The organism is Niastella koreensis GR20-10, from assembly GCF_000246855.1.
Taxonomy (GTDB): Bacteria; Bacteroidota; Bacteroidia; order Chitinophagales; family Chitinophagaceae; genus Niastella; species Niastella koreensis.
Genome location: NC_016609.1, coordinates 4,764,844 through 4,784,091 on the forward strand (window position 1 = coordinate 4,764,844; position 19,248 = coordinate 4,784,091).

Annotated in this window: 18 protein-coding genes; 3 read left to right on the forward strand and 15 right to left on the reverse strand. The window is 44.4% G+C overall.

The genetic code is table 11. The annotated features are described in order from the left end of the window. The 15 genes from NIAKO_RS18615 to NIAKO_RS18680 all read right to left on the reverse strand — a co-directional run bounded on the left by NIAKO_RS18615 (window position 1) and on the right by NIAKO_RS18680 (window position 17,223). Complete coding sequence (locus NIAKO_RS18615; protein WP_014219992.1) at window positions 1-1,197, reverse strand: M20 metallopeptidase family protein; 1,197 nt, start codon at window positions 1,195-1,197, stop codon at window positions 1-3. A gap of 8 nt (window positions 1,198-1,205) precedes the next feature. Further along, window positions 1,206-2,234 carry a dihydrodipicolinate synthase family protein gene (locus tag NIAKO_RS18620; protein WP_014219993.1) on the reverse strand — a complete coding sequence of 343 codons (1,029 nt, stop codon included), beginning with the start codon at window positions 2,232-2,234 and terminating at the stop codon, window positions 1,206-1,208. A gap of 4 nt (window positions 2,235-2,238) precedes the next feature. Beyond that, window positions 2,239-3,255 carry an NAD-dependent epimerase/dehydratase family protein gene (locus NIAKO_RS18625; RefSeq protein ID WP_014219994.1) on the reverse strand — a complete coding sequence of 339 codons (1,017 nt, stop codon included), beginning with the start codon at window positions 3,253-3,255 and terminating at the stop codon, window positions 2,239-2,241. Between the two features lie 35 nt (window positions 3,256-3,290). Further along, window positions 3,291-4,502, reverse strand: a complete 1,212-nt coding sequence (locus NIAKO_RS18630; RefSeq protein ID WP_014219995.1) for an Nramp family divalent metal transporter — start codon at window positions 4,500-4,502, stop codon at window positions 3,291-3,293. Between the two features lie 436 nt (window positions 4,503-4,938). Then, window positions 4,939-5,586: a GntR family transcriptional regulator gene (locus tag NIAKO_RS18635; protein ID WP_014219996.1), complete on the reverse strand. Its 648-nt coding sequence runs from the start codon at window positions 5,584-5,586 to the stop codon at window positions 4,939-4,941. A 106-nt stretch (window positions 5,587-5,692) separates the two neighbouring features. Continuing rightward, window positions 5,693-6,538, reverse strand: coding sequence for a tetratricopeptide repeat protein (locus NIAKO_RS36945; protein ID WP_014219997.1), 846 nt, complete (start codon window positions 6,536-6,538; stop codon window positions 5,693-5,695). Next, entirely contained in the window at window positions 6,523-7,068 is a 546-nt protein-coding gene (locus tag NIAKO_RS18645; protein WP_041346969.1) for a hypothetical protein, read from the reverse strand. Before NIAKO_RS18645 ends, NIAKO_RS36945 begins: the two co-directional genes overlap by 16 nt. Window positions 7,069-7,074: 6 nt before the next feature. Next, window positions 7,075-7,779 carry a biotin/lipoyl attachment domain-containing protein gene (locus NIAKO_RS18650; protein WP_014219999.1) on the reverse strand — a complete coding sequence of 235 codons (705 nt, stop codon included), beginning with the start codon at window positions 7,777-7,779 and terminating at the stop codon, window positions 7,075-7,077. 11 nt (window positions 7,780-7,790) lie between these two features. Next, complete coding sequence (locus NIAKO_RS18655; protein WP_014220000.1) at window positions 7,791-9,989, reverse strand: peptidase domain-containing ABC transporter; 2,199 nt, start codon at window positions 9,987-9,989, stop codon at window positions 7,791-7,793. Window positions 9,990-9,999: 10 nt separating this feature from the next. Beyond that, window positions 10,000-11,430 (reverse strand): methyltransferase domain-containing protein, encoded by a 1,431-nt coding sequence (locus tag NIAKO_RS18660; protein ID WP_014220001.1) that lies wholly within the window; start codon window positions 11,428-11,430, stop codon window positions 10,000-10,002. 7 nt (window positions 11,431-11,437) lie between these two features. Next, window positions 11,438-12,145 carry a methyltransferase domain-containing protein gene (locus NIAKO_RS18665; RefSeq protein WP_014220002.1) on the reverse strand — a complete coding sequence of 236 codons (708 nt, stop codon included), beginning with the start codon at window positions 12,143-12,145 and terminating at the stop codon, window positions 11,438-11,440. Further along, the gene (locus NIAKO_RS18670) at window positions 12,142-13,320 is read right to left on the reverse strand and encodes a hypothetical protein (protein WP_014220003.1); all 1,179 of its coding nucleotides are present in this window, start codon (window positions 13,318-13,320) and stop codon (window positions 12,142-12,144) included. The genes NIAKO_RS18665 and NIAKO_RS18670 overlap by 4 nt, the downstream gene beginning before the upstream one ends. Window positions 13,321-13,336: 16 nt before the next feature. Beyond that, window positions 13,337-15,769 carry an outer membrane beta-barrel family protein gene (locus NIAKO_RS18675; RefSeq protein ID WP_081195901.1) on the reverse strand — a complete coding sequence of 811 codons (2,433 nt, stop codon included), beginning with the start codon at window positions 15,767-15,769 and terminating at the stop codon, window positions 13,337-13,339. A gap of 73 nt (window positions 15,770-15,842) precedes the next feature. After that, entirely contained in the window at window positions 15,843-15,998 is a 156-nt protein-coding gene (locus NIAKO_RS38615; RefSeq protein WP_014220005.1) for a hypothetical protein, read from the reverse strand. A gap of 649 nt (window positions 15,999-16,647) precedes the next feature. Then, entirely contained in the window at window positions 16,648-17,223 is a 576-nt protein-coding gene (locus NIAKO_RS18680) for a hypothetical protein (RefSeq protein WP_041346971.1), read from the reverse strand. 236 nt (window positions 17,224-17,459) lie between these two features. Here NIAKO_RS18680 and NIAKO_RS18685 point away from each other — a divergent pair, with 236 nt between their 5' ends. The 3 genes from NIAKO_RS18685 to NIAKO_RS18695 are packed head-to-tail and all read left to right on the forward strand — an operon-like array spanning window position 17,460 to window position 19,245. After that, on the forward strand, window positions 17,460-18,509 hold the full coding sequence (locus tag NIAKO_RS18685) for a tetratricopeptide repeat protein (protein WP_014220007.1): 1,050 nt from the start codon (window positions 17,460-17,462) through the stop codon (window positions 18,507-18,509). After that, the gene (locus NIAKO_RS18690) at window positions 18,484-18,846 is read left to right on the forward strand and encodes a hypothetical protein (protein ID WP_014220008.1); all 363 of its coding nucleotides are present in this window, start codon (window positions 18,484-18,486) and stop codon (window positions 18,844-18,846) included. The genes NIAKO_RS18685 and NIAKO_RS18690 overlap by 26 nt, the downstream gene beginning before the upstream one ends. Beyond that, complete coding sequence (locus NIAKO_RS18695) at window positions 18,847-19,245, forward strand: hypothetical protein (protein WP_014220009.1); 399 nt, start codon at window positions 18,847-18,849, stop codon at window positions 19,243-19,245. Window positions 19,246-19,248: the final 3 nt, after the last annotated feature.

Sequence of the window (19,248 nt, forward strand, 5' to 3'; positions counted from 1 at the left end):
TTAATTTCCCAGTTTCTTTAAAGCAATATACGTCATCAGGGCGCTGCTTATTCTAAACAAAGGTTCTTCATCAACATCGAAGCGGGGGTTATGCAACGGAGCATCGATGCCTTTCTCCACATTTCCCGATCCTATGCGGTAATAACAACCGGGAACATCCCGGGCAAACTCACCAAAATCTTCACCAGCCATCCAGTAATCAAGGGCTACTACATTTTCCTCACCCAGGAACTCGCGGCTCCATGCAATTACCTCGGCAGTGAGCGGTTCATCGTTCTCCACATTGGAAAATCCCTGAATATGTACTTCGCAGCTGGCGCCCATCGCTTCGGCAATACCCTGCGAGATCTGTTTTATTTTTTCATGCGCCTGCTGCCGCCATGCTTTATCAAATGTTCTAAGGGTACCATACATGTGCACCACTTCGGGAATGATATTATTGGCGCCATCAGCAACAATTTTGCCAAATGATAAAACCGTTGGTTCGGTTGGATTGGCTACCCGGCTCACAATCGTTTGCATAGACAAAAGAATTTGCGCGGCAACAATTACCGGATCAACCAGCGCATGCGGTAAGGCGCCATGGCCGCCCCTGCCTTTGATGGTGATATTCACTTCATCATTGGCTGCGGCATATCTGCCAGCCTTCACCCCTACCTTGCCGGCTTCCAGTTCAGGCATTACATGTTGTGCTAATACCACATCCACATCAGGCCCCTTCAGGGCGCCCGCTTCCACCATGGCCCTGGCGCCGCCCGGAAACTTTTCTTCGGCAGGCTGAAACAGGAATTTCACCGTTCCGCCAAACCGGGGCTGTAAAGCCAGTAAGATCCGTGCCACACCCAATAAAGCTGCCGTATGCACATCGTGCCCGCAGGCATGCATCACGCCGGTATTCCTTGACTTATAAGGTTTTTCATTTTGTTCCTGGATGGGCAATGCATCAAAATCGGCCCTTAACGCCACTACTTTTTCTCCGGGCAGTTTGCCTTTGAAGTGCGCCACCACACCCCTGTTGGGGAGCAGCGTACAGGCAAGACCCATTTTTTTGAGCTGGGTTTGAATATAAAGCGTGGTATTTTCCTCCTGGAAAGATAATTCCGGGTACTGGTGCAGGTGATGGCGGTCTTCCAGCATCACAGACATGAGTTCATCACTGATAGCCAGTATTTCTTTTGGCGAAAGCGGCGGCATCATGATTCAATTTAAGACAAAGAAGTGAGAGCGGGATACGATTTTATCACCCGGCTTAATGCCTCAGCCTGTCCTGCCGACAACACCTCATTCGGATTCAAACACCATAAGCCGTCCATCAGCCCCTCGCGGCGCAGCACTTCGTGTATGCCTGCTATGCTGCCTTTAAACCCATGCTCAGGATCGAACAGGGCCTGGTTCAGATCGGTTACGTTCACATTCAATGCCAGCAATTGTTCCAGGCTGCCTGAGTTGTTTTGATGATAAGCCAGGATGTCCCTGAAATAACGAACAGCGGGGGCCGTCCAAACACTCCAATGCCCTAACAATCCACCCACAAAACGCTTTTCTACGATGGTTGATCCTACAGGGATTTTATAAGTAGTGAGCAGGTCGGTAATTATATTATCGTCATTACCCGTATACAGGTCTATCTGCTGCGCGCGTGACGACTCACATACCGCTTTCACCACATCGAGGGTTTGATACCGGTTGAACGAGGCCACTTTAATGGCTTCCACATTAGGGATCTCTGCAAATGCCCGCCAGAAATCCAGGTCCAGCAACCTGCCGCCAACAGCCGGTTGCAGGTAGAACCCAAACACCGGGATAACTTCGGCAATCGCTTTTATCCGCTCCAGCAGTTGCTCATTGGTCCAATTGTTCAACCCGCCATTGCTCACCAACCCCAGTTGATATCCATATTTAACAGCCAGCTCCGCTTCTTTTACCGCCTGTGCGGTGGGACCGCAAATACCTGCCACTTTTATGAAAGCATCCTGCTTTTTCCCAGCCTTATCAATGGTTTCAGCTGCGAGCGCCAATACCGGTTCCAGCAACGCATGCTGTTTTTCCCGGATCTCAAACTGGGTAGTATGTACGGCTACGGCCACGCCATCAACCCCTGCATTGAGATAATAATTGGTGAGGCCTTTTTGCCGTGCGGTATCCAGTTTAAGGTCTTTTGTGAGCGCCAGCGGATGCGCCGGAATAAAAGCGCCCGTACTTAATATTTTTTTTATGGATGAGTTCAACTGCATAACATTAAAAATTTCCTTTTCGTTCCTGAAAATGGGTGGGCTTGTTCAAGGTTTTACCGCCTTCGAGTAGCCAGGCAGCATCCAATTCTATCATCTCTTTTAATGTAACGGAAGGATAACCGAATAACCGGAAGCATTCCGCGGAGTTACTCAACAAAGCGGTAACCTGTTCTTCGCCGGTAAACACGGGCACCTTGCCCATTAACCGGCCAAACTCCTGGGCTATCCAACGTACGGAGGCAGTTTCAGGCCCGGTTACATTCAATAATTTCGGCGGGTTAGCACAATGAAGTAAAGAACGGATAGCCACTTCATTGGCATCCTGCTGCCAGATCACATTCACATGTCCCATGTTCAGGTCAACAGGCAGGCCGGCTTGCACCGCTTTGCCAATCTCCAGCAACACCCCATACGATACATCGTTGGCATAGTTCAACCGGTAGATCAGCATTTCCGTTCCATAGGTAGCGGAGCCATATTGAAATACGCGTTCGCGGCCCAGGCAGCTTTGTGCATATTCACCAACAGGACCGGTGGCATCGAGTTCACTGGCGCCGCCCATGGCCAAAGGCGTAAGCGGATAAACGTTACCGGTACTGAAAACAATGATGCGGGAACGCTGAAACTTTTCAGCCACCATGCCGGGCAGATAACTGTTCATGGCCCAGGTAAAATATTCTTTACCCGTGGTACCGAATTTTGTTCCGGCCAGGTAAACCACATTCTTCACTTCAGGCAGTTTGAACAACTCGTCGCGGTTCAACAGATCGGAAGAAATGGTAATGATCCCTTTGCTCTCCAGCTCTGCCTTTATCTCTGGCTGCGAAAAGCGCGATGCGCCATAGATCTTTTTCTTTAAACCGGCAGCCTGTACTGCTTCAGCGGTCATGATGGCCATGGAGGGTCCCATTTTTCCGGCAACGCCTAAGAAAAGAATATCGCCGTCTATTTTCTTTATATCCGCTATAAGCCGGTCTGAAGGCTTAAGCAGGTTCTCATAACGTTTCTGTAATTCGGTCATAGCACTATCTTTAAAACTTTATGTTGATAAGCACATTACTTAAAAAACAGGGTCTTTATATTCATCCCCGCCAGTACCAGGATCAATAACAAGCCGGCACAAGCGCTGATTGCTTGAAAAGCATTGTTCTTCCATTTACCCATTACCGCCCCATCGTTTGAGATAAGCAGTAATGCCAGCCCGATCACCGGAACTATAAGAATGGTAATGCCCTGCGCAAAAACGATCATCTGCAAAGGCATGGCGCCGAAGATGTAAGCCAGGATGGCCCCTAACGCAATGATCACGGCAATACATCCCTTCACCCGTTTCTGGTCCATGCTGTATCCCCATTGAACGGCATCCGAAAAGATGGTGCCGCCCAGCACGGAATTGCCAACCAGGGCAGAAAAAGAAGAGGCTAATAATCCCAGCAGGAACAACTGGGCCGCGCGCAATCCAAACAACGGCTCCAGCGCCTTGCCCATGTCTTTGGCGCTTTGCACGGCTATACCCCTGGGATGCAATACAGCCGCAGCACATAACATTACGGCCGCACTCATAATACCCAACATCAGCATGCCGGTAAGGCTTCGGTCTTTCATGGCGAGCCGGGCTTCATTACTCAAAGCAGCAGCACGCTGTTGCACCAGATACGATTGATAAAAAGCAGCCACCAGCGAAAAGGTACTCGCCACAAAGGCTATCACCAGCGTATCGGCGCCGGGCGGAAGGCCGGGTTTAAAACCGGTTATTATTTCATTAAAAGAAGGATGTGACACCATACAGGTAACCAGGAAGGAAAACAACATCAGCAATACTATCCCGATCATTACTTTGGATAGCAGGGCGTAAAACCGCCGGGCAAAGAGCAAGGCTATTGCGATGAGACTAATAACAATGCTCCAGGGTTTGCTGGCGGTATGCGTAAGCTCGCCGATAGCGATGCCGGCGCCCACTGCATTGCCGATCTGAAAAGAAGTACATACCGCAAAAACGCCTAAACCGATAAGCCCGGCCCCGGCATTACCCCATTTTTCCCGGATGGTTGTAAGCAGGGACTTTTGCGTAGCCATGCCTATGCGGGCAGCCATGTTGGTAAAAATAGCCATAAAGAAAATGGTTATTACAATCACCCATAGTAAGGAGCTGCCATACTGGGCCCCCAGCTTTGAGGCGATGGTTACCTTACTGGGCCCGAATACAACGGCCACTGTTATGATACCGGGAACCAGGGAACCAAGCCAACTTTTCCATGCACCTTTCATAAGCCAGTTAGTGAGTTTTGGGTATGCGTATAATGCTTAAGTAGACAAACAAATCTATATAATTGTATACAATTTAAAAAATAAAATGTATTCTTTTTAATGTATTAATAGTAGACTGGTGTGCCGGAATGCGCAAATAGATCATGCAATGGACGAGATAACAGACAGACTGTATTGGGATGGTAGTGGGATTGTAGCGGGATTGCCTGGGTATTGCCTAAGTATTGTCTGAGGATTGCCTGGGTATTGCCTAGCAGGCACCAGGATATCCAGAGAGTCTCCAGAGTATCCCCTGAGAATATTCAGAGTATATGACTACCATTTCCCTGCCATTCCACTACCATTCAAGCACATTCACTCCAGGTACGGGTACAACAAAAAAGGCCGCCCGCAGCAGCGAACAGCCTTTAATTTATTGAAAATGTGACAATTGTATTTAGCTTTCCACCAGCACCATTTCAAGCATCAGTTTTTCGCCCCGGGTCAGGTGCTGTAAAAGCGTTTGGGAAGCGGCTTCCAGGTCGTTGTTCTTCAAACACTCCACAATGCGGCGATGCTCGGTATCGGTCTCGGAATAGTCGTTTACGTGGCCTGAGGAGCTTAATTTGAAGTGGAACAGTGGAATGTTGCTGTTGGTATAGATCGTCATCAAACGGGCGTTTCCTGAGCCTTTAATGAGGGTTTCGTGAAACTTCACATCCGCCTCGCAGGCGCCGCTGTGGTACCCCCGTTCCACCATGGATGAAAAATCGCCGCAGATCTGCTCCAGTTCTTTGATCACCTCCTTATTGCGGTGTTTAAAAAGCAATTTCAGGGCCCCCAGCTCCAGAATTTCCCGCAACTCCCTGATCTCCTTCACGTCTTCGGTGGTAATGGAGCGTACAAAACAGCCGCCCTTCTCGCCAAATTCCACCAACCCTTCACCCGACAGGCGGATCAGCGCTTCCCGTACGGCCACACGGCTTACTTCCAGTTTATTGGCCCAGGTATTTTCGGCCAGCCTGGAACCGCCGGTTAACTGATTGGCGAGGATCTTTTTCCTGATCTCCCCATACACTAAACTTGCCAGAGAGTTCTCTTTCATGAGTCGGGTTCAATTTATTAAAACAAAAGTAAACAATTTTTGTAAACATTTTCAGGCAAAAATTTAGACAGTTTTAATGTTCCCCGCTCCCTTTTACCTGACAGCGCTATTTTTTTATGCTATGAATAGCTTCATCGATATCCTCAATAAACACTTCATCCTGCATTTCGCAATAGATGTCTGACAAATGGTGATCGGCGGCTGCCAGGGTCCTGGCTTTTTCCAAACTTGCCATAGCTTCTTTTTCCTGGCGCAGTGATTGATAGATGAGGCCCTGGTAATAATAGATCTCGGCGTAATTGTCGTATTTTTTTAGTTGCAGGTCAAGATCAGCCAGGGCGCCTGCATAATCTTTGGTTCTCATTTTGGTTACAGCCCGGTGGATGTAGTCTGAAAACCCTATCCATTTATCGCCCTGCTGCGCCAGCACACTGTCAATACCCACCGCAAAATAATGGAAGGCCTGCGGGTAATTCCCCAACTCCCGTTCACAAAGCGCCATAACAATGTACAAATTATAATTGCCATCGCCACTATTCATAGGGTGAAATCCCGATAGCGTGTCGAACCTGCGCAGATCGGTTAAAGCACCGTTATAATCCCTGAGAAATTTAAACAGGCACCAGCCCCGGATGCCTAAAAAAGGATAAGGCTTCAAATCAACCGCCCGGTCCATATATTTTCGCCAGGTATAAAAATCGCCGCGTTTGAGATAAGGAACGCTTATCTCCCGCCAGGCTTCGGCATAATCAGGACATGTTCTTATAGCACTGTCGTAGTATTGCTGCGATTTGCGTGTGCCTTGCGGAAATTGATCGGCTGCATTGTATATAAGACAGGCTTTGATATGGCAACTATCGTGAAATACATTGCAGTTGGTTTGTGCATGGCACCATTGCATAACTATGAGCAAACCCAACAACAGGCTGCTTTTTTTCAGGGTAGTACACATGCTATCCCTCCTTTATTTAGTTTGAAGGTGATGTATTGATAGCTGTCGTAGTTCTTATCTTTATATACAGCTGGCTGCCAGCCCCGCAACTCTTTTGTAAGTTTCAATAACCGGCTGGCTATACGAGGATCGAATTTGACAGGCTGGTATTGAGTATTCAATTCATATACCCGGAAGCGACCGGTTTGTCCCGAACAATTTATTATAAAACGAATAGTGAGGTATCCGTTCCCGCCCGCAGGATCAACAACAGGTTTGTAGCTATTTTTAAAGTAATGTTCTATTTCTCTTTTATGCTGTTTATAGTAAGAACCGGTATTGTAGTATTGAAAAACTATTTTGGAATTACAAACGGTAAAGCCGGGATCGTCGAGTGCAGCATTGAACGCAAGATCTCCTGTATTGAGGGGGAAACTGTCAACGCGTACATAAACTGAATCGTTCTGCTGTGCAAAAGCAGTGCCTCCACCGGCCAGCATTAAAAGGAAGAACAAGGTTCTTATTTTTCGTTGCGCTACCAACTGCATCATCTGTTTTTAATTAAAGTAACCGAAGATCCGTTGGATCAATCTTCTGTTACCGGTTATCAGTTGCGCTTCCCCTTCCAGTAAAGCGGTGGAAGGCAGGGCGCCGGCAGGAAGATGAATACCACCAGGAAAAATAACGGTAACAAGATAGTGTTTTTTATCCGGTACCAGCGACATGCCGGCAGTAGTTCCGGAAAATGAAAGGGTTTCTTTATTTCGGGTACCTCTCATGGTAACGTTTACCGGCAGCCCATTACGAACCCGCAATGCTTTTTCAACCGGGATCAACATGCGCCCCATCATGGCCGGGGTATCAGCAGGCACTACTACGGCTATCAGGCGGCCTTTTTCAATGGAAGTGGTTTCATACAGGAAGCTGAGTTTTCCGGTAGCAGGACTTTTTATAATACGTTTGGTTTGCGGGCCTGCGATCAGGCAAAGCGGTGAATCTTTTTGCACCAGCTGGCCATCGCCCACCAGCGTGTATAGCAGGCCGCTATCAGGCGCTGTGATCCGGGCTACCTGCCTGTCGGTACCCAGGGTAATGGCGCCTGTAATGCGTTCCGGTACATAAATGATCCAGGAAAATACCAGTAATATCATTACAATCCATAAGATCAATCCCGAACCATATAAAATGATCAGGGGCGGTGGCTTTCCAATAACCTCCCGCGTAACTTCCTTTTCTTCGGATAACTGGTCCAACTTGCTCATATGAAATTATATTAATTACCCAGTTCCAGTTGATTTTTGATAAGCGTAAAATAATGTCCTTTTGTAGCCACCAATTGCTCGTGGGTGCCGCATTCCACAATGCTGCCTTTACTCATTACCACAATCTGATCGGCGTTTTTAACGGTGCTTAACCGGTGTGCAATGATCAGCACGGTTTTGCCTTTATAAAACTGCGATAACTTACCCAGGATCTCCTTTTCATTATTGGCATCGAGCGAACTGGTAGCCTCATCCAAAAAGAGATAGGATGGATTTTTATAAACAGCCCTGGCAATAAGCATTCGTTGCTTTTCGCCCCCACTCATCGAAACGCCGTTATAACCCAGGTTGGTGGTATACCCATTGGGTAAACTTTCAATCAACGTACTGAGATTGCTTATTTCCACTGCGTCTTTTAACCGTTCTTTATCCAGCGGTTCATCTGATGCCGATTCGGTAATGTTCCTGGCAACGGTATCGGAAAAAATAAAACCATCCTGCATTACCACGCCACACTGCCCGCGCCACTGATCGGTATTTATGGCCAGGATATTTTCATCCGCCACCCTGATCTCGCCCTGCGTTATTTTGTACAGCTTCAGTATCAACTTTAATAAAGTGGTTTTACCGCTTCCGCTGGCGCCTACGATCGCCGTCACTTTTCCCTGTGGAATTTCGAGATTGATATTATTCAGTATCCACCTGGTGGCGCCGCCATACCGGAAGCTGGCATTTACTAATTTGATGTTACCTGGTTGAGGTGCTACGGTGACCCCATTTTGGGCCAGCTCATCTTCCTCTGATAATTCATTGTGGATCTCTGCAAGCCGCTTGATACTTAGTCTTGCATCCTGGGCCGATTGAAAAAAGGTGATCAGGGAATTAATGGGCGCGTTCAGTTGCCCGATGATGTATTGAATAGCCATCATGCTGCCGAGCGTGATCCGTCCCTGCACTACATTTTCTGCAGCTACAATGATGATGATAATATTCTTTAGCTGGTTTATAAAGTTGGCGCCGTTTGACTGGATCTGCCCCAGCGATAATCCCTTCATCAACACTTTATACAACCGCATTTGAATAGTTTCCCATTCCCAACGGCGGCGCAGCTGGCTGTTGTTAAGCTTTATTTCGGTGATCCCATTGATCAATTGAAGAATGCCGCTTCTGTTGGCCGCTGCTTCATCGTGCCGCTGGTAATCGAGGATGGCCCGTTTTTTTACAAACAAAACCACCCAGCTGATGTAAACGATGGTGGCTACCAGGAAAATAAAAAAGATCTTCCCATCATAAGTTGCCAGAATAGAACCAAAGATAACCAGGGTCACCATCGAGAACAGCACATTGAGCGTGGTGGATGATAAAAAATTCTCGATGCGCTGGTTGTCTTCAATTCGTTGTAACAGATCGCCCGTCATTTTTGACTCAAAGAATGAAACAGGCAGTTTCATGATCTTCGCCAGAAAATCGGAGATAATGGAAATGTTTATGCGCGCACTCAGGTGCAGCAACAACCAGCTTCGCACCGTTTCAATAGCTGACTGTGAAATAAACAACATCAACTGTCCCAGTAAAATAATATAGATAAACGACAGGCTTTTACTGCCTATGCCATAATCAACGATCGCCTGGGTGGTAAAGGGAAAGATCAACAAAATAAGCGTAGCCGCTATAAGCCCCAGTAATAACTGGTACAGGATCTTTTTATGTGGCCGGATATAATGCCAAAGGAATTTTCCTTCTTCCCACATCTTCTTTTCCGGCGCACCCTCGTTATCATAAAATTCTTTATTCGGTTTTAAGATCAATACCGGGCCGGCACTGGCTTTGTCGGAATTTTGCAACCACCCTTCCTGAAATTTATCGTGCCGGTATTTTAATAAGCCTATGGAAGGATTTGCTACATAAATATACCGGTTGTCGGTTTTGTAAACGACCACAAAGTGCTTTTGTTTCCAGTGGGCGATGCAGGGTAACGGCGCATCGTCCTTTAATTTTTGAAAATCAATATTTACCGACAGCGTTTTAATGCCGATCGATTCTGCCGCCTGTGAAAGCCCCAAAAAACTAACCCCATTCCGGGTTATATGACTCTTTGTTCTTAAATACTCTACACTATAATTCTTCCCATAGTGTTTTGCAATCATTTTTAAACACGTGGGACCACAATCCATTTGATCGAGCTGACGGAAAAAAGGAAATTTTTTCATGAATGCCTGTCTATGTTTTGACAATGGTGAGAATTTGTTCGCGTACCAAAAATTGGGTAAGGGTAAGCACAGACTGAATGGAATCATTGTCGCCTGATTGATTACCATATTCAATGGCCAGTTGGCGTACTGATCTTTTACCATTTACCAGGAAGAGAAAATCAATCACCTGCCTGGCGTCTTTATACTCCTTACCCTGGTAGCAATTGTATAAAGTATGGCTGATGGTTTCACCGGCACTGCTTTTTTCTCCCGTTATAGTAAACCTGAAATTTGAATGAAGACTGATAACACTATCAGCATTGAGGTAGGCAGCAGTTATTTGCGGATCGGCTGCTTCTTTTTTCCGGGCTGCATACACCCAGTTAGCGTAATGATCGGCATGCATTTTTTCACCCGTTTTCATATGCCAGGCGCCGGCCGTGTTTTCATAAACGCTTTCATAATCATATTTGACCAGGTAGGCTTTAATATCCTCGGCGGTGAACATTGCCTGTACCTGGCTGAAATTATTGCCCAGGGGACCAAAATGAATAAACAGTCCGTCTTTTTTAAGCACCCTGTTTATTTCGGGAAACAGTTGTGGGAACGGGAGCACATCGGTAAAATAAACCGAGAGTATACAGGATACAGAACGATCAGGCAGGGGCAATTGCGTGGCATCAGACAAAAAATAAGCAATCTTATCGTTGATGTGAGCCCGGTCGGTTTCGGTATAACCAACTGCCGCCGCTGAGGCAGTCAGGCTGTTGGTGCTGTGTTTATTATCCCTGATCTGGGAAAAGTTGAGGTCCGCAAAATTGATCTGCTTCCCTTTCGCGATCCCGTTATAGAACGATGCCATGGGAAAGGCCAGATCAGTTGCATACAGGTGATCGAAACGATCGCTGATGTCCCAGGCTATACGTCCCAGTCCCGCGCCCAATACCAATGCCGTTTGCGTGTCATGACAATGTTCGCTGATAACAGCTGATAGACTATTGCGAATAATACTCAATTGTTCTTCTGCCTCCGGAAAACCGCACCAGTCTCTTTTCAGGTAGTTAAACGCTTTAACCTGGAACAGGTCCTGGAATTTATTGTTTACCGCTACATTCAGTAATTGTTTTTTGCTGAAATATTTCTCAATACCATCGATAGCATGCCGGATAAGTCCCATATTTGAAAGTGTTCCTTTTTTCAGTGCATCGGCTGCATTTTTCCTGAAGGCCAATCCCTGGTAAGGGTTGTGGTATTTGCCTGCAGCTTCTTCCTGTTTCAATACGTACTTACTGTATTGATACCAGGTTTCTGCCAGGAACAACGAAGGATTTGGCAACAGTACCGGAATGCCATCAATAACGGGATAGTTATATGTAGAACCCGGCGCAATTAGTTGTTCCAGTGGTTGAGTAATATATTCCAGCGTTTTTTTGGTGTGTACACAGATCAGATCTTTCATCCTGTAATTATTTAATGGCCAGAAAACCCTCGAAGCAGATATACTTCATGATGGTAACTATATCGGTAAAACCAGCGCGCTCCATCAGGTCTTTGTTACCCTGGGTTGAAAATGGTTCCAATACACCTTTGATACTATTTGCTTTTGAATAAATTTCGCTGGCGCTGTAGCCATTGTTGAATTTGAAATCATTGTATAAGGAAGTGGCTATATCCTGGAACCGGGCATCCGGGGCCCTTACTTTTTCAAAATAAAGAAAGGCGCCGCCCCAGTTCAACGCATTGTAGATTTTATCGATCAACAGCTGCCGCATTTTTGGCCGCACAAACTGCACCGTATAATAACTTACAATGAGGTCGCATTTTTTCAGATCCATCTCCGCAATGTTATCGGTGATGATCTGAATGTCATTACAGGACAGGCAGCGCTCCCGCGCGATCCGGGTCATATCCGATTCAATATCCACGCCAATGAACTCACAATTCTTATGGCTGTTCCTTTCGGCCAGGTTAAGAATAAGCGAACCTGTTGAACAACCCAGATCATAACAAACCGATCCTTCGCTAAGGAAAAAATCAGCTACCTGGCAAATAAGCTGATGGCCTTCTTTGTAAAAGGGCACTGACTTGCTTACATGGGGATCAAAATGCGAGGCAGTTTCTCCGCCGAAAGTCCAGCCCGCATTCTTTACATCAATCGAGTCTCCGGCATTCATAGCTGATTGGTTACAGGGTTAGCAATAGGGTTTAATAACAAAAAGTTTTCGTACGAAAAATCGTAGGTCTGACTGGAAGTGTCGTACTGGTATAAAAAGTAGTTTACTTTTTCATCCACTTCGTTCAGGGCTTCTTCAAATGCTGACCAGAGCAATCGCCCTTTTTCCGATAACATTTCCCCGGATCTGAAATCTTCCAGCGCTATTTTGAATTTCCGCATTCTGAAAGCGAACCGGCCCAAGAATTCATGCAACTGACGATCGCTGAAAATTTCCCCATCCAGCAGGCGCCAGGAATTGGTATTGGAAAAACAGAATGGCAGCAGGGAGTAAAATGCACCCAAAACAGTTCTTACATCGTTTGACCGGTTATTAAACTGTTTTATGGGCGTTTCAGGAGGTACTGAAAAAAAGGAGTTTTTATCGAACATCACCGCATAATAAATTACATGACCGCACTGATGAGTAATATCTTCGCAAAAAAATACCTCGTCGTGCCAGTCCTGCGCATTAAAGAATGCCGTTCCGTTGGCCAGCATAGAAGCGAAAGACCGCATCTGTTTACTTTTAAAGATGACTACCTTTTTTACGGTGGCCTGCAACAGCGCATCAAATTCGGGATAATAAATTTTTATATAGGCCAACGCTTTTTCGAGGTGTTGTTTGTGGCGGCTAACCACGTCTTCAATGGCCGGATCTTCATTCCCCTCAAACAGGGTATTCAGCAATGGATCATTATGTAAACACAATTCTATCCCTGAATCAGGTAACAGGCATATTGGTTCGCAGGTAGCATTAACAACCTCGCCGTTTACCATTAATCTTGCCAGGAATGCTTTTTCGTGGCCATAATATTCGATGGGCCCTTCCGTGATATCCGTATGATAATAGCCAATATTTGGCAGGTAAATTATACCGGATCTATCGGGATAAACTGTTATTGACCCTGGTCTTTTTTCAGGAACTATATAACCATATACTATCTGCTCCAGCGGGATCTTCTTCTCGCGCGCATTGAACCAGGTATACAACATGGGTTCCATAAAAGGGGCATCCGCGTCAAACTCCAACAGATCAAACAGGTCTTTGCGGTTTTTATAGAGCAGCAGGTTTATGTATTGGATATAACCATCTCTGCCTTCTGCGGTTTTTTGATTGATAAATTCATAATTCATAACACATGCTTTAGCGTTAATTATTAGCCCGGTTAAATTCATCGGAGTTACCGGTTTTTGAGGCTTTCCTGTCTTTAACGGTTTGTTTGCCGAACCGGTAGGTAAAGGATACCTTCAGGTAACGGCTTTCATAGGCATTTTTGAATGTATAGTGCTGGGTTGCAAAATCAACCACTTGTTGTTGCGGATAGGTTTTGAAAATGTCGTACATGTTAACGGCCAGCATTGCCTGCTTTTTGGCAAAGCTCCATTTAACACCTGCATCCACATACCCGTTTGGCTTATACCGGTACAGGAAGATCTGACTGGTTGACTGGTAATTTAAATTCACCTCCGCACTGAGATTATTTTTGGGACTGATCATATACTGGTTGTTCAGGTATCCATAAAAAGTGAACTGACCATAGTCAAGCAATTCGTTCAGATAAGGCAATCTCATCCTGTAATAGAACAGGTATAACGTGTTATTAACAGTCCAGCGCGACGTGAGCTTGAAAGGCGCAAAGCTGTGAATGCCATAAGCATCGATCTTACCTATGTTTTGCCGGGTGAAATAAGCAGTATTGTTGGTTACGTCAATAAAGGGGATCTGTTGAAAGAAATTATTTGTAAGCAGCGCGTAAGCTGCAATTGAGTATTTTTCTTTATAGGTATAGGTTACTTCGGCATTGTTGGAATATGAAGGACGTAAGGCCGGATTGCCCTCCGAATAATTGTATTGGTTTACGTAATATTTAAATGGGTTCAGGTCAGAAAAAGAAGGCCGGTTGATCCTTCTGCCGTATGTAGCGGTGAGCTTGCTGTTCTTATTGAGAATATACTGGTAATTGAGTGAGGGGAATAGTTTCAGGTAATGTTGTTTATTCACCTCATGCTGATCTACCAGTTCACCCGTGATATCGGTATATTCAGTGCGAAGCCCCGCCACAAAACTCATTTTCTTGCCGGTTTTGTTTACGCTTACATAGGCCGCCTGCACATTTTCCTGGTAATTAAAGTGGTTCGACTGGTTCAAATCTTCTGTTAAGGGACCCTGATCGTAGCTGCGAAAGAACCGGTATTTATTATCGGTAGTGGTAAATGAGCTTCTTAACCCTGCACTAAGCGAAAAAGTTTTGTTGATCTTTTTTTCGTAATCAAGCTTGCCAGTATAATTAGATATGGTTTGATCGGAATAGCTGGCGGTATTAAATAAATGATCGCTGGCAGCGGGCGCATAAGTTACCGATGCCAGCCCCTGGTCCTGACCAGTGGTATATTGCAGGTAATCGCCATTGATTGTTATGGAAGAACTTTTATCAGCGAGCGTATGTTTATAATTAAGGTCTATATTGGTGTAGCTGAGGTCCCTGTTTATGTGGTTACCGGTTTCAATTACAGAATCTGATTTAAAATTGGATAACCCTGAAATATCCGTAAAAGAGTTATGGTTCTCTTTTGTTTTGCTGGTAAGGTTTCTTTCTGTCAATACACTTAATACATCGTTACTGCTCAGATTGAAGTCTGCACCCAGCTGCAGTGAGCTTAAGTTCCTGGTAATATGTTTTGCATTATTGGAGGCCCATAGCGATGATGGATAATAAATGTTTTGGTATTCCACAGGTTGGGTGATCCGATGCGACTGATTGACAAACCCGTAAAGTGTAAGCCATTTTTTCCGGTAATTAAAACTGATGTTGCTGCCGAATGAACCGGAGGTGCGTTGTTCATAAGCTCCGGTACCAATTAATACCAGTCCTTCATTTTTATTTTTTTTGAGCCTGATATTCACGATGCCCGAATTGCCGGCTGCGTCGTACCGGGCGCCAGGATTGGAGATCACTTCTATGGCTGCAATACTTTCTGAAGGGATGGCAGATAAATAGGCGAACAGTTCATCACCACTCAATTGAATTTTGCGATCGTTCACCATCACTGTTATGCCGCTTTTACCTATTATCCGGATATTATTACCATTGATCTGAATGTTCGGTGTTTTGGCAATGGCGTCCCAGCCATTGCTGCCGGTTGCTTCCAGGCTTTTTTCAACATTGAAAATAAACCTGTCTGTTTTTTGCTCGTACAGATCTTCTTTTCCGGTTATGCTGACTGCCGCCAGTTCCTTCGATTCCTTTTCCAGCAGTATGTTGCCCAGGCGAATGCCGGAGCCGTTTGATGGGATGGTCAATAAAACCAGTTTTTCTTTAAACCCTATATGCGTAGCATGGAGGATATAATTATGGCTTTGAGCATCAGGGAGCTGCAATTCAAAGCTGCCCTGTTCATCACTGACAACAGAAGAAACGACCTTTTCATTTAAAGAAATGGTTACCGAAACATTGCTCATTGCCTTTTTTGCGCTGTCGCAGGTTTTCCCTGTAACCCGCAATTGGGCCATCAGAGAAGCAGGAACAATAAATAACAGGATCATAAGGTTCGTTCGTAATAGGTACGTCAGGATATATTTCATAATCAGTAATTGATTCAAATACCGCGCAATAAAGGGATAGGAGAGAGTAATGACTCTCTCCTATCTGGGTTAATTAGGCAAGAACATCGCCAGTATCACCTGTTTTGCAGGTAGGGTCGCCAGGATGGCAATCACCTTCAACACCACCAGTGATCATTTCCATTAATTCAGTTGAATTAACTGATTCTGCTTTTGCTACGAATTCTTCGAATGACATTTTTTTGTCCATGATTGTGAAGTTTTAAAAAATAAATGCCTACTCTATAAGGTTTTCGGCTTCCCCTTAAAGATGTATAGATACAGTTCGTGAACGGCATGGCATTTCCCGTGTGCCTGCCGGCGCGGCAGGACATAACAGGCAAGGCAATGCTTGTTGCATAAGCATATGCGATGCAGGCGTTCTAAACCGTAAGATTCAGTAAAACGTGGTACCCTTAAACGTCAACCCGAAAAAGGTGTTGAAAAGAATTGGGCTGCGTTACGATGTGGAAAGTAAATATAGCTGTAAGTAGTTGGAATGGCTGTAGATCATAAAGGTTAAGGTTTTAATGCAAGGAATAAGCGTTTTTTTCATTCAATTCGGTTACTGGTTAGTGTGTTGCTTCAATCGTTTACTGAAATTAAAGAACCAGCCGTTAAAAAAAATACCTATTTATGTTAATAAGCGTTAACCAGCTTACAATAACTTAACACTGCCATTGGCGTTAGAATTAATAAACGTGTTTAAAATGACAATAAGCGTGCATATATTGACCATAAGTGTGCCGTTTTGAAGAAGTACGATGCGGCATTTTGTCGGCAGGTAAGAAATGCAAATAGCGTACAAGTACTCGAAAACAATTCAGAAAATACGATTTTTTTGGCACGGAAGTGGCTGTTTAGTCCACTGCTTTCATTTGGAGTTCCATTTCCGCAAGGAAAAGTCCAGCAAACAATAGAAAATGATTTCTAGGATTTTCCAATTCCAACTCGCCCGTAACAGGAAGTTCCTCAATTGCATATTCGCCCCAATTGTCACTTTTATAATTCCATTTAATAATCAGATCCTCTTCGTTATTATAAAGTTGGGCTAAGAATACTGAATAGGTGGTTGGAGGCAACACCCACCCTCCCCTGGATGCTTCTACAACTTCCCATATATATGGTTCTTTATGAATTATGTCAAGTGAAACGTTTAAAGAATTATACCTGACAAAATTTGAGATCGTAAGTTGTCCTACAATTGCATTGTTATTACAATTCCGCAATTCAAATGACCTTTGAGTGAACTTACTTTTTATTCGCTTTATAACAAGGAAAGTGTCATGCAAAATCCCGATGGAATTATCCCGGTCACAATAGAAATTTCCTACCATTTCGTTATCATCAAAAAGTGAATAATGCTGACATCTTTCCATAAATATGTCCAGCTCAGCATTCCGGTAGTTTTTTATTGTCTCCTTTCTAAATCGCATGACAGTTACATTATTATAAGGGCGCCCCAAAGTATAATTAATCCTGCAGGCAAACAATCAAATTTAACAACTGCGCAATATTTGCAATAAGCGTGTAAATTCCGGCAATAAGCGTGCACATTTGGGCGATAACTGTGCAACAACATGAAAGTTCATTCAGGTGTTGATCTTTGGGAGTTTATGTTTCATATTAAATAAAGTATATTGTCCCGAAATAGACCCTAAAACTAATGCCCATGCGACCCCTGATTGCTGTATTATTGAGCATATGCCCCTTTTTCACCTCTCTGGCCCAGACAGACGATGCCATAGCCAGCTCCATGAAGGCGGGCATTGCCTTACACGATAAAGGAGACTATGAAGGCGCCATTAAAATATATGATTCGATAATAAAAAAAGACCCGCATTTCTTCCTCGCTTATTACGAAAAAAGTCTCTCCCTCCTTACTGCCGGCAAATACCAGGATTGCGCAGACCTGTCCGGGGAAATTGTCAAACAATTCCCGGAAGCTAAAGAGATCCCGAAAGTGTATTCAAATTATGGCACGGCACTGGATTATTTGCAGAAACCTGAGGAGGCAATTAAAATATATAGTGAGGGCATAAAAAAGTTTCCGGGCAATTACCTCCTGTGGTTTAACCGGGGCGTTACCGAATACAGTCTGAAAGACCTGGAAAAAGCCGCTGAAGATTTTAAAAAGTCGGTAAGCCTTAACCCGATGCACGCTTCCTCACACATCTACCTGGCCTATTGCATGCAGAACACCAACAAAGTGGCTTCTATCATGTGCGTATCTACCTTCCTGATATTGGAACCCACCACTAAAAGATCGGAAAATGCGGTCAAGCTTTTATCAAGCCTGCTGGGCAGGAACGTTGAAAAAAAGGATGAAAAAAATATTACTATCAGTTTGTCGCCCGATCTGTTAGATACAAAGTCCAAAAAAGAAGATGATTTTCATATTACAGAATTGACTTTAACCTTTGGGAGCGCCCTTGACCTGGGAGAAAGCAAGAAAGACGTGAATATTGCCGAAAAGATGAAAGAAAAGCTGGACATTATCGGGGTGATAGATGAATCAAAGAAAAAAGGATTTTTTACTACCTTTTATGTTCCCTTCTTTAAAGAAATGCATCGGGATAGTTTGATGCGAACAGCAGCCTATATCATGAACGCTTCTGCAGACAATAAAGATGTCAACAACTGGCTGGAACAAAACAAAAGCCATGTTGAAGAATTTTACAAATGGGTTGATAATTATGCGTGGAGAAAAGAGGAGAAATGATAAAAAGAACTTTAATCTTGGTATTCCTGCGACTCTGTTCAAAAATTCCGTTGAACAGACCGACACTTTAAAATTTAAACAATTTGGTGACAGCTCGGAATTCAGCGAACTAAATCTTAATCCTGACAAAACGTTTGCCTTCCATTACTACAATACGTTCAGTTGCTGGACGTGGCATTCTATTTACGGCACATGGAAAATAAAAAACAATAAAATTGTTTTTGCAGATACCATATATAATGAAGAAGATAATATCCGGTTTGACACTTCTGCTAACAATAAGACCAATTACATTTTAATAACTGTCAAAAACGATCATGGTAAGCCATTGGCTTGAATGAAAATTAGATACGCATTAGGGACGTCTGATTCACCGGGCACTTATGAAACTGACAAAAACGGGCAAATCAGCATTCAAAAGAATATAATCACCAAACAGAAAAATACTAATCCAGGTGAAGGCGAAGTAAATTTCAAAATTCATTTCAGCACTAAGAAATGCTCTGAATGCTCACTGAGCACCTCCTTTGACACTGCTTGTGATAAAATAAACATCACTGTTGTAGACAATCCAAGAGTAGCTCACGTTACCAGAACAACAACTTACAACATTGATGGCAATGAAATTTACTTCGAAAGCCAAACATATACAAATAGTAAAGGATTTGGAGAGCAAAGCTGGGGAAACTTTCGGGTAATTGCCGGGCGAATAACTGCGATCACAATGAATCAATGATAT

Excerpts from the sequence above, each read along its gene's own strand:
- NIAKO_RS18615 (WP_014219992.1), bottom strand. The coding sequence starts at position 1,197 with ATGATGCCGCCGCTTTCGCCAAAAGAAATACTGGCTATCAGTGATGAA.
- NIAKO_RS18620 (WP_014219993.1), bottom strand. The coding sequence starts at position 2,234 with ATGCAGTTGAACTCATCCATAAAAAAAATATTAAGTACGGGCGCTTTT.
- NIAKO_RS18625 (WP_014219994.1), bottom strand. The coding sequence starts at position 3,255 with ATGACCGAATTACAGAAACGTTATGAGAACCTGCTTAAGCCTTCAGAC.
- NIAKO_RS18630 (WP_014219995.1), bottom strand. The coding sequence starts at position 4,502 with ATGAAAGGTGCATGGAAAAGTTGGCTTGGTTCCCTGGTTCCCGGTATC.
- NIAKO_RS18635 (WP_014219996.1), bottom strand. The coding sequence starts at position 5,586 with ATGAAAGAGAACTCTCTGGCAAGTTTAGTGTATGGGGAGATCAGGAAA.
- NIAKO_RS36945 (WP_014219997.1), bottom strand. The coding sequence starts at position 6,538 with ATGTGTACTACCCTGAAAAAAAGCAGCCTGTTGTTGGGTTTGCTCATA.
- NIAKO_RS18645 (WP_041346969.1), bottom strand. The coding sequence starts at position 7,068 with ATGATGCAGTTGGTAGCGCAACGAAAAATAAGAACCTTGTTCTTCCTT.
- NIAKO_RS18650 (WP_014219999.1), bottom strand. The coding sequence starts at position 7,779 with ATGAGCAAGTTGGACCAGTTATCCGAAGAAAAGGAAGTTACGCGGGAG.
- NIAKO_RS18655 (WP_014220000.1), bottom strand. The coding sequence starts at position 9,989 with ATGAAAAAATTTCCTTTTTTCCGTCAGCTCGATCAAATGGATTGTGGT.
- NIAKO_RS18660 (WP_014220001.1), bottom strand. The coding sequence starts at position 11,430 with ATGAAAGATCTGATCTGTGTACACACCAAAAAAACGCTGGAATATATT.
- NIAKO_RS18665 (WP_014220002.1), bottom strand. The coding sequence starts at position 12,145 with ATGAATGCCGGAGACTCGATTGATGTAAAGAATGCGGGCTGGACTTTC.
- NIAKO_RS18670 (WP_014220003.1), bottom strand. The coding sequence starts at position 13,320 with ATGAATTATGAATTTATCAATCAAAAAACCGCAGAAGGCAGAGATGGT.
- NIAKO_RS18675 (WP_081195901.1), bottom strand. The coding sequence starts at position 15,769 with ATGAAATATATCCTGACGTACCTATTACGAACGAACCTTATGATCCTG.
- NIAKO_RS38615 (WP_014220005.1), bottom strand. The coding sequence starts at position 15,998 with ATGGACAAAAAAATGTCATTCGAAGAATTCGTAGCAAAAGCAGAATCA.
- NIAKO_RS18680 (WP_041346971.1), bottom strand. The coding sequence starts at position 17,223 with ATGCGATTTAGAAAGGAGACAATAAAAAACTACCGGAATGCTGAGCTG.
- NIAKO_RS18685 (WP_014220007.1), top strand. The coding sequence starts at position 17,460 with ATGCGACCCCTGATTGCTGTATTATTGAGCATATGCCCCTTTTTCACC.
- NIAKO_RS18690 (WP_014220008.1), top strand. The coding sequence starts at position 18,484 with ATGCGTGGAGAAAAGAGGAGAAATGATAAAAAGAACTTTAATCTTGGT.
- NIAKO_RS18695 (WP_014220009.1), top strand. The coding sequence starts at position 18,847 with ATGAAAATTAGATACGCATTAGGGACGTCTGATTCACCGGGCACTTAT.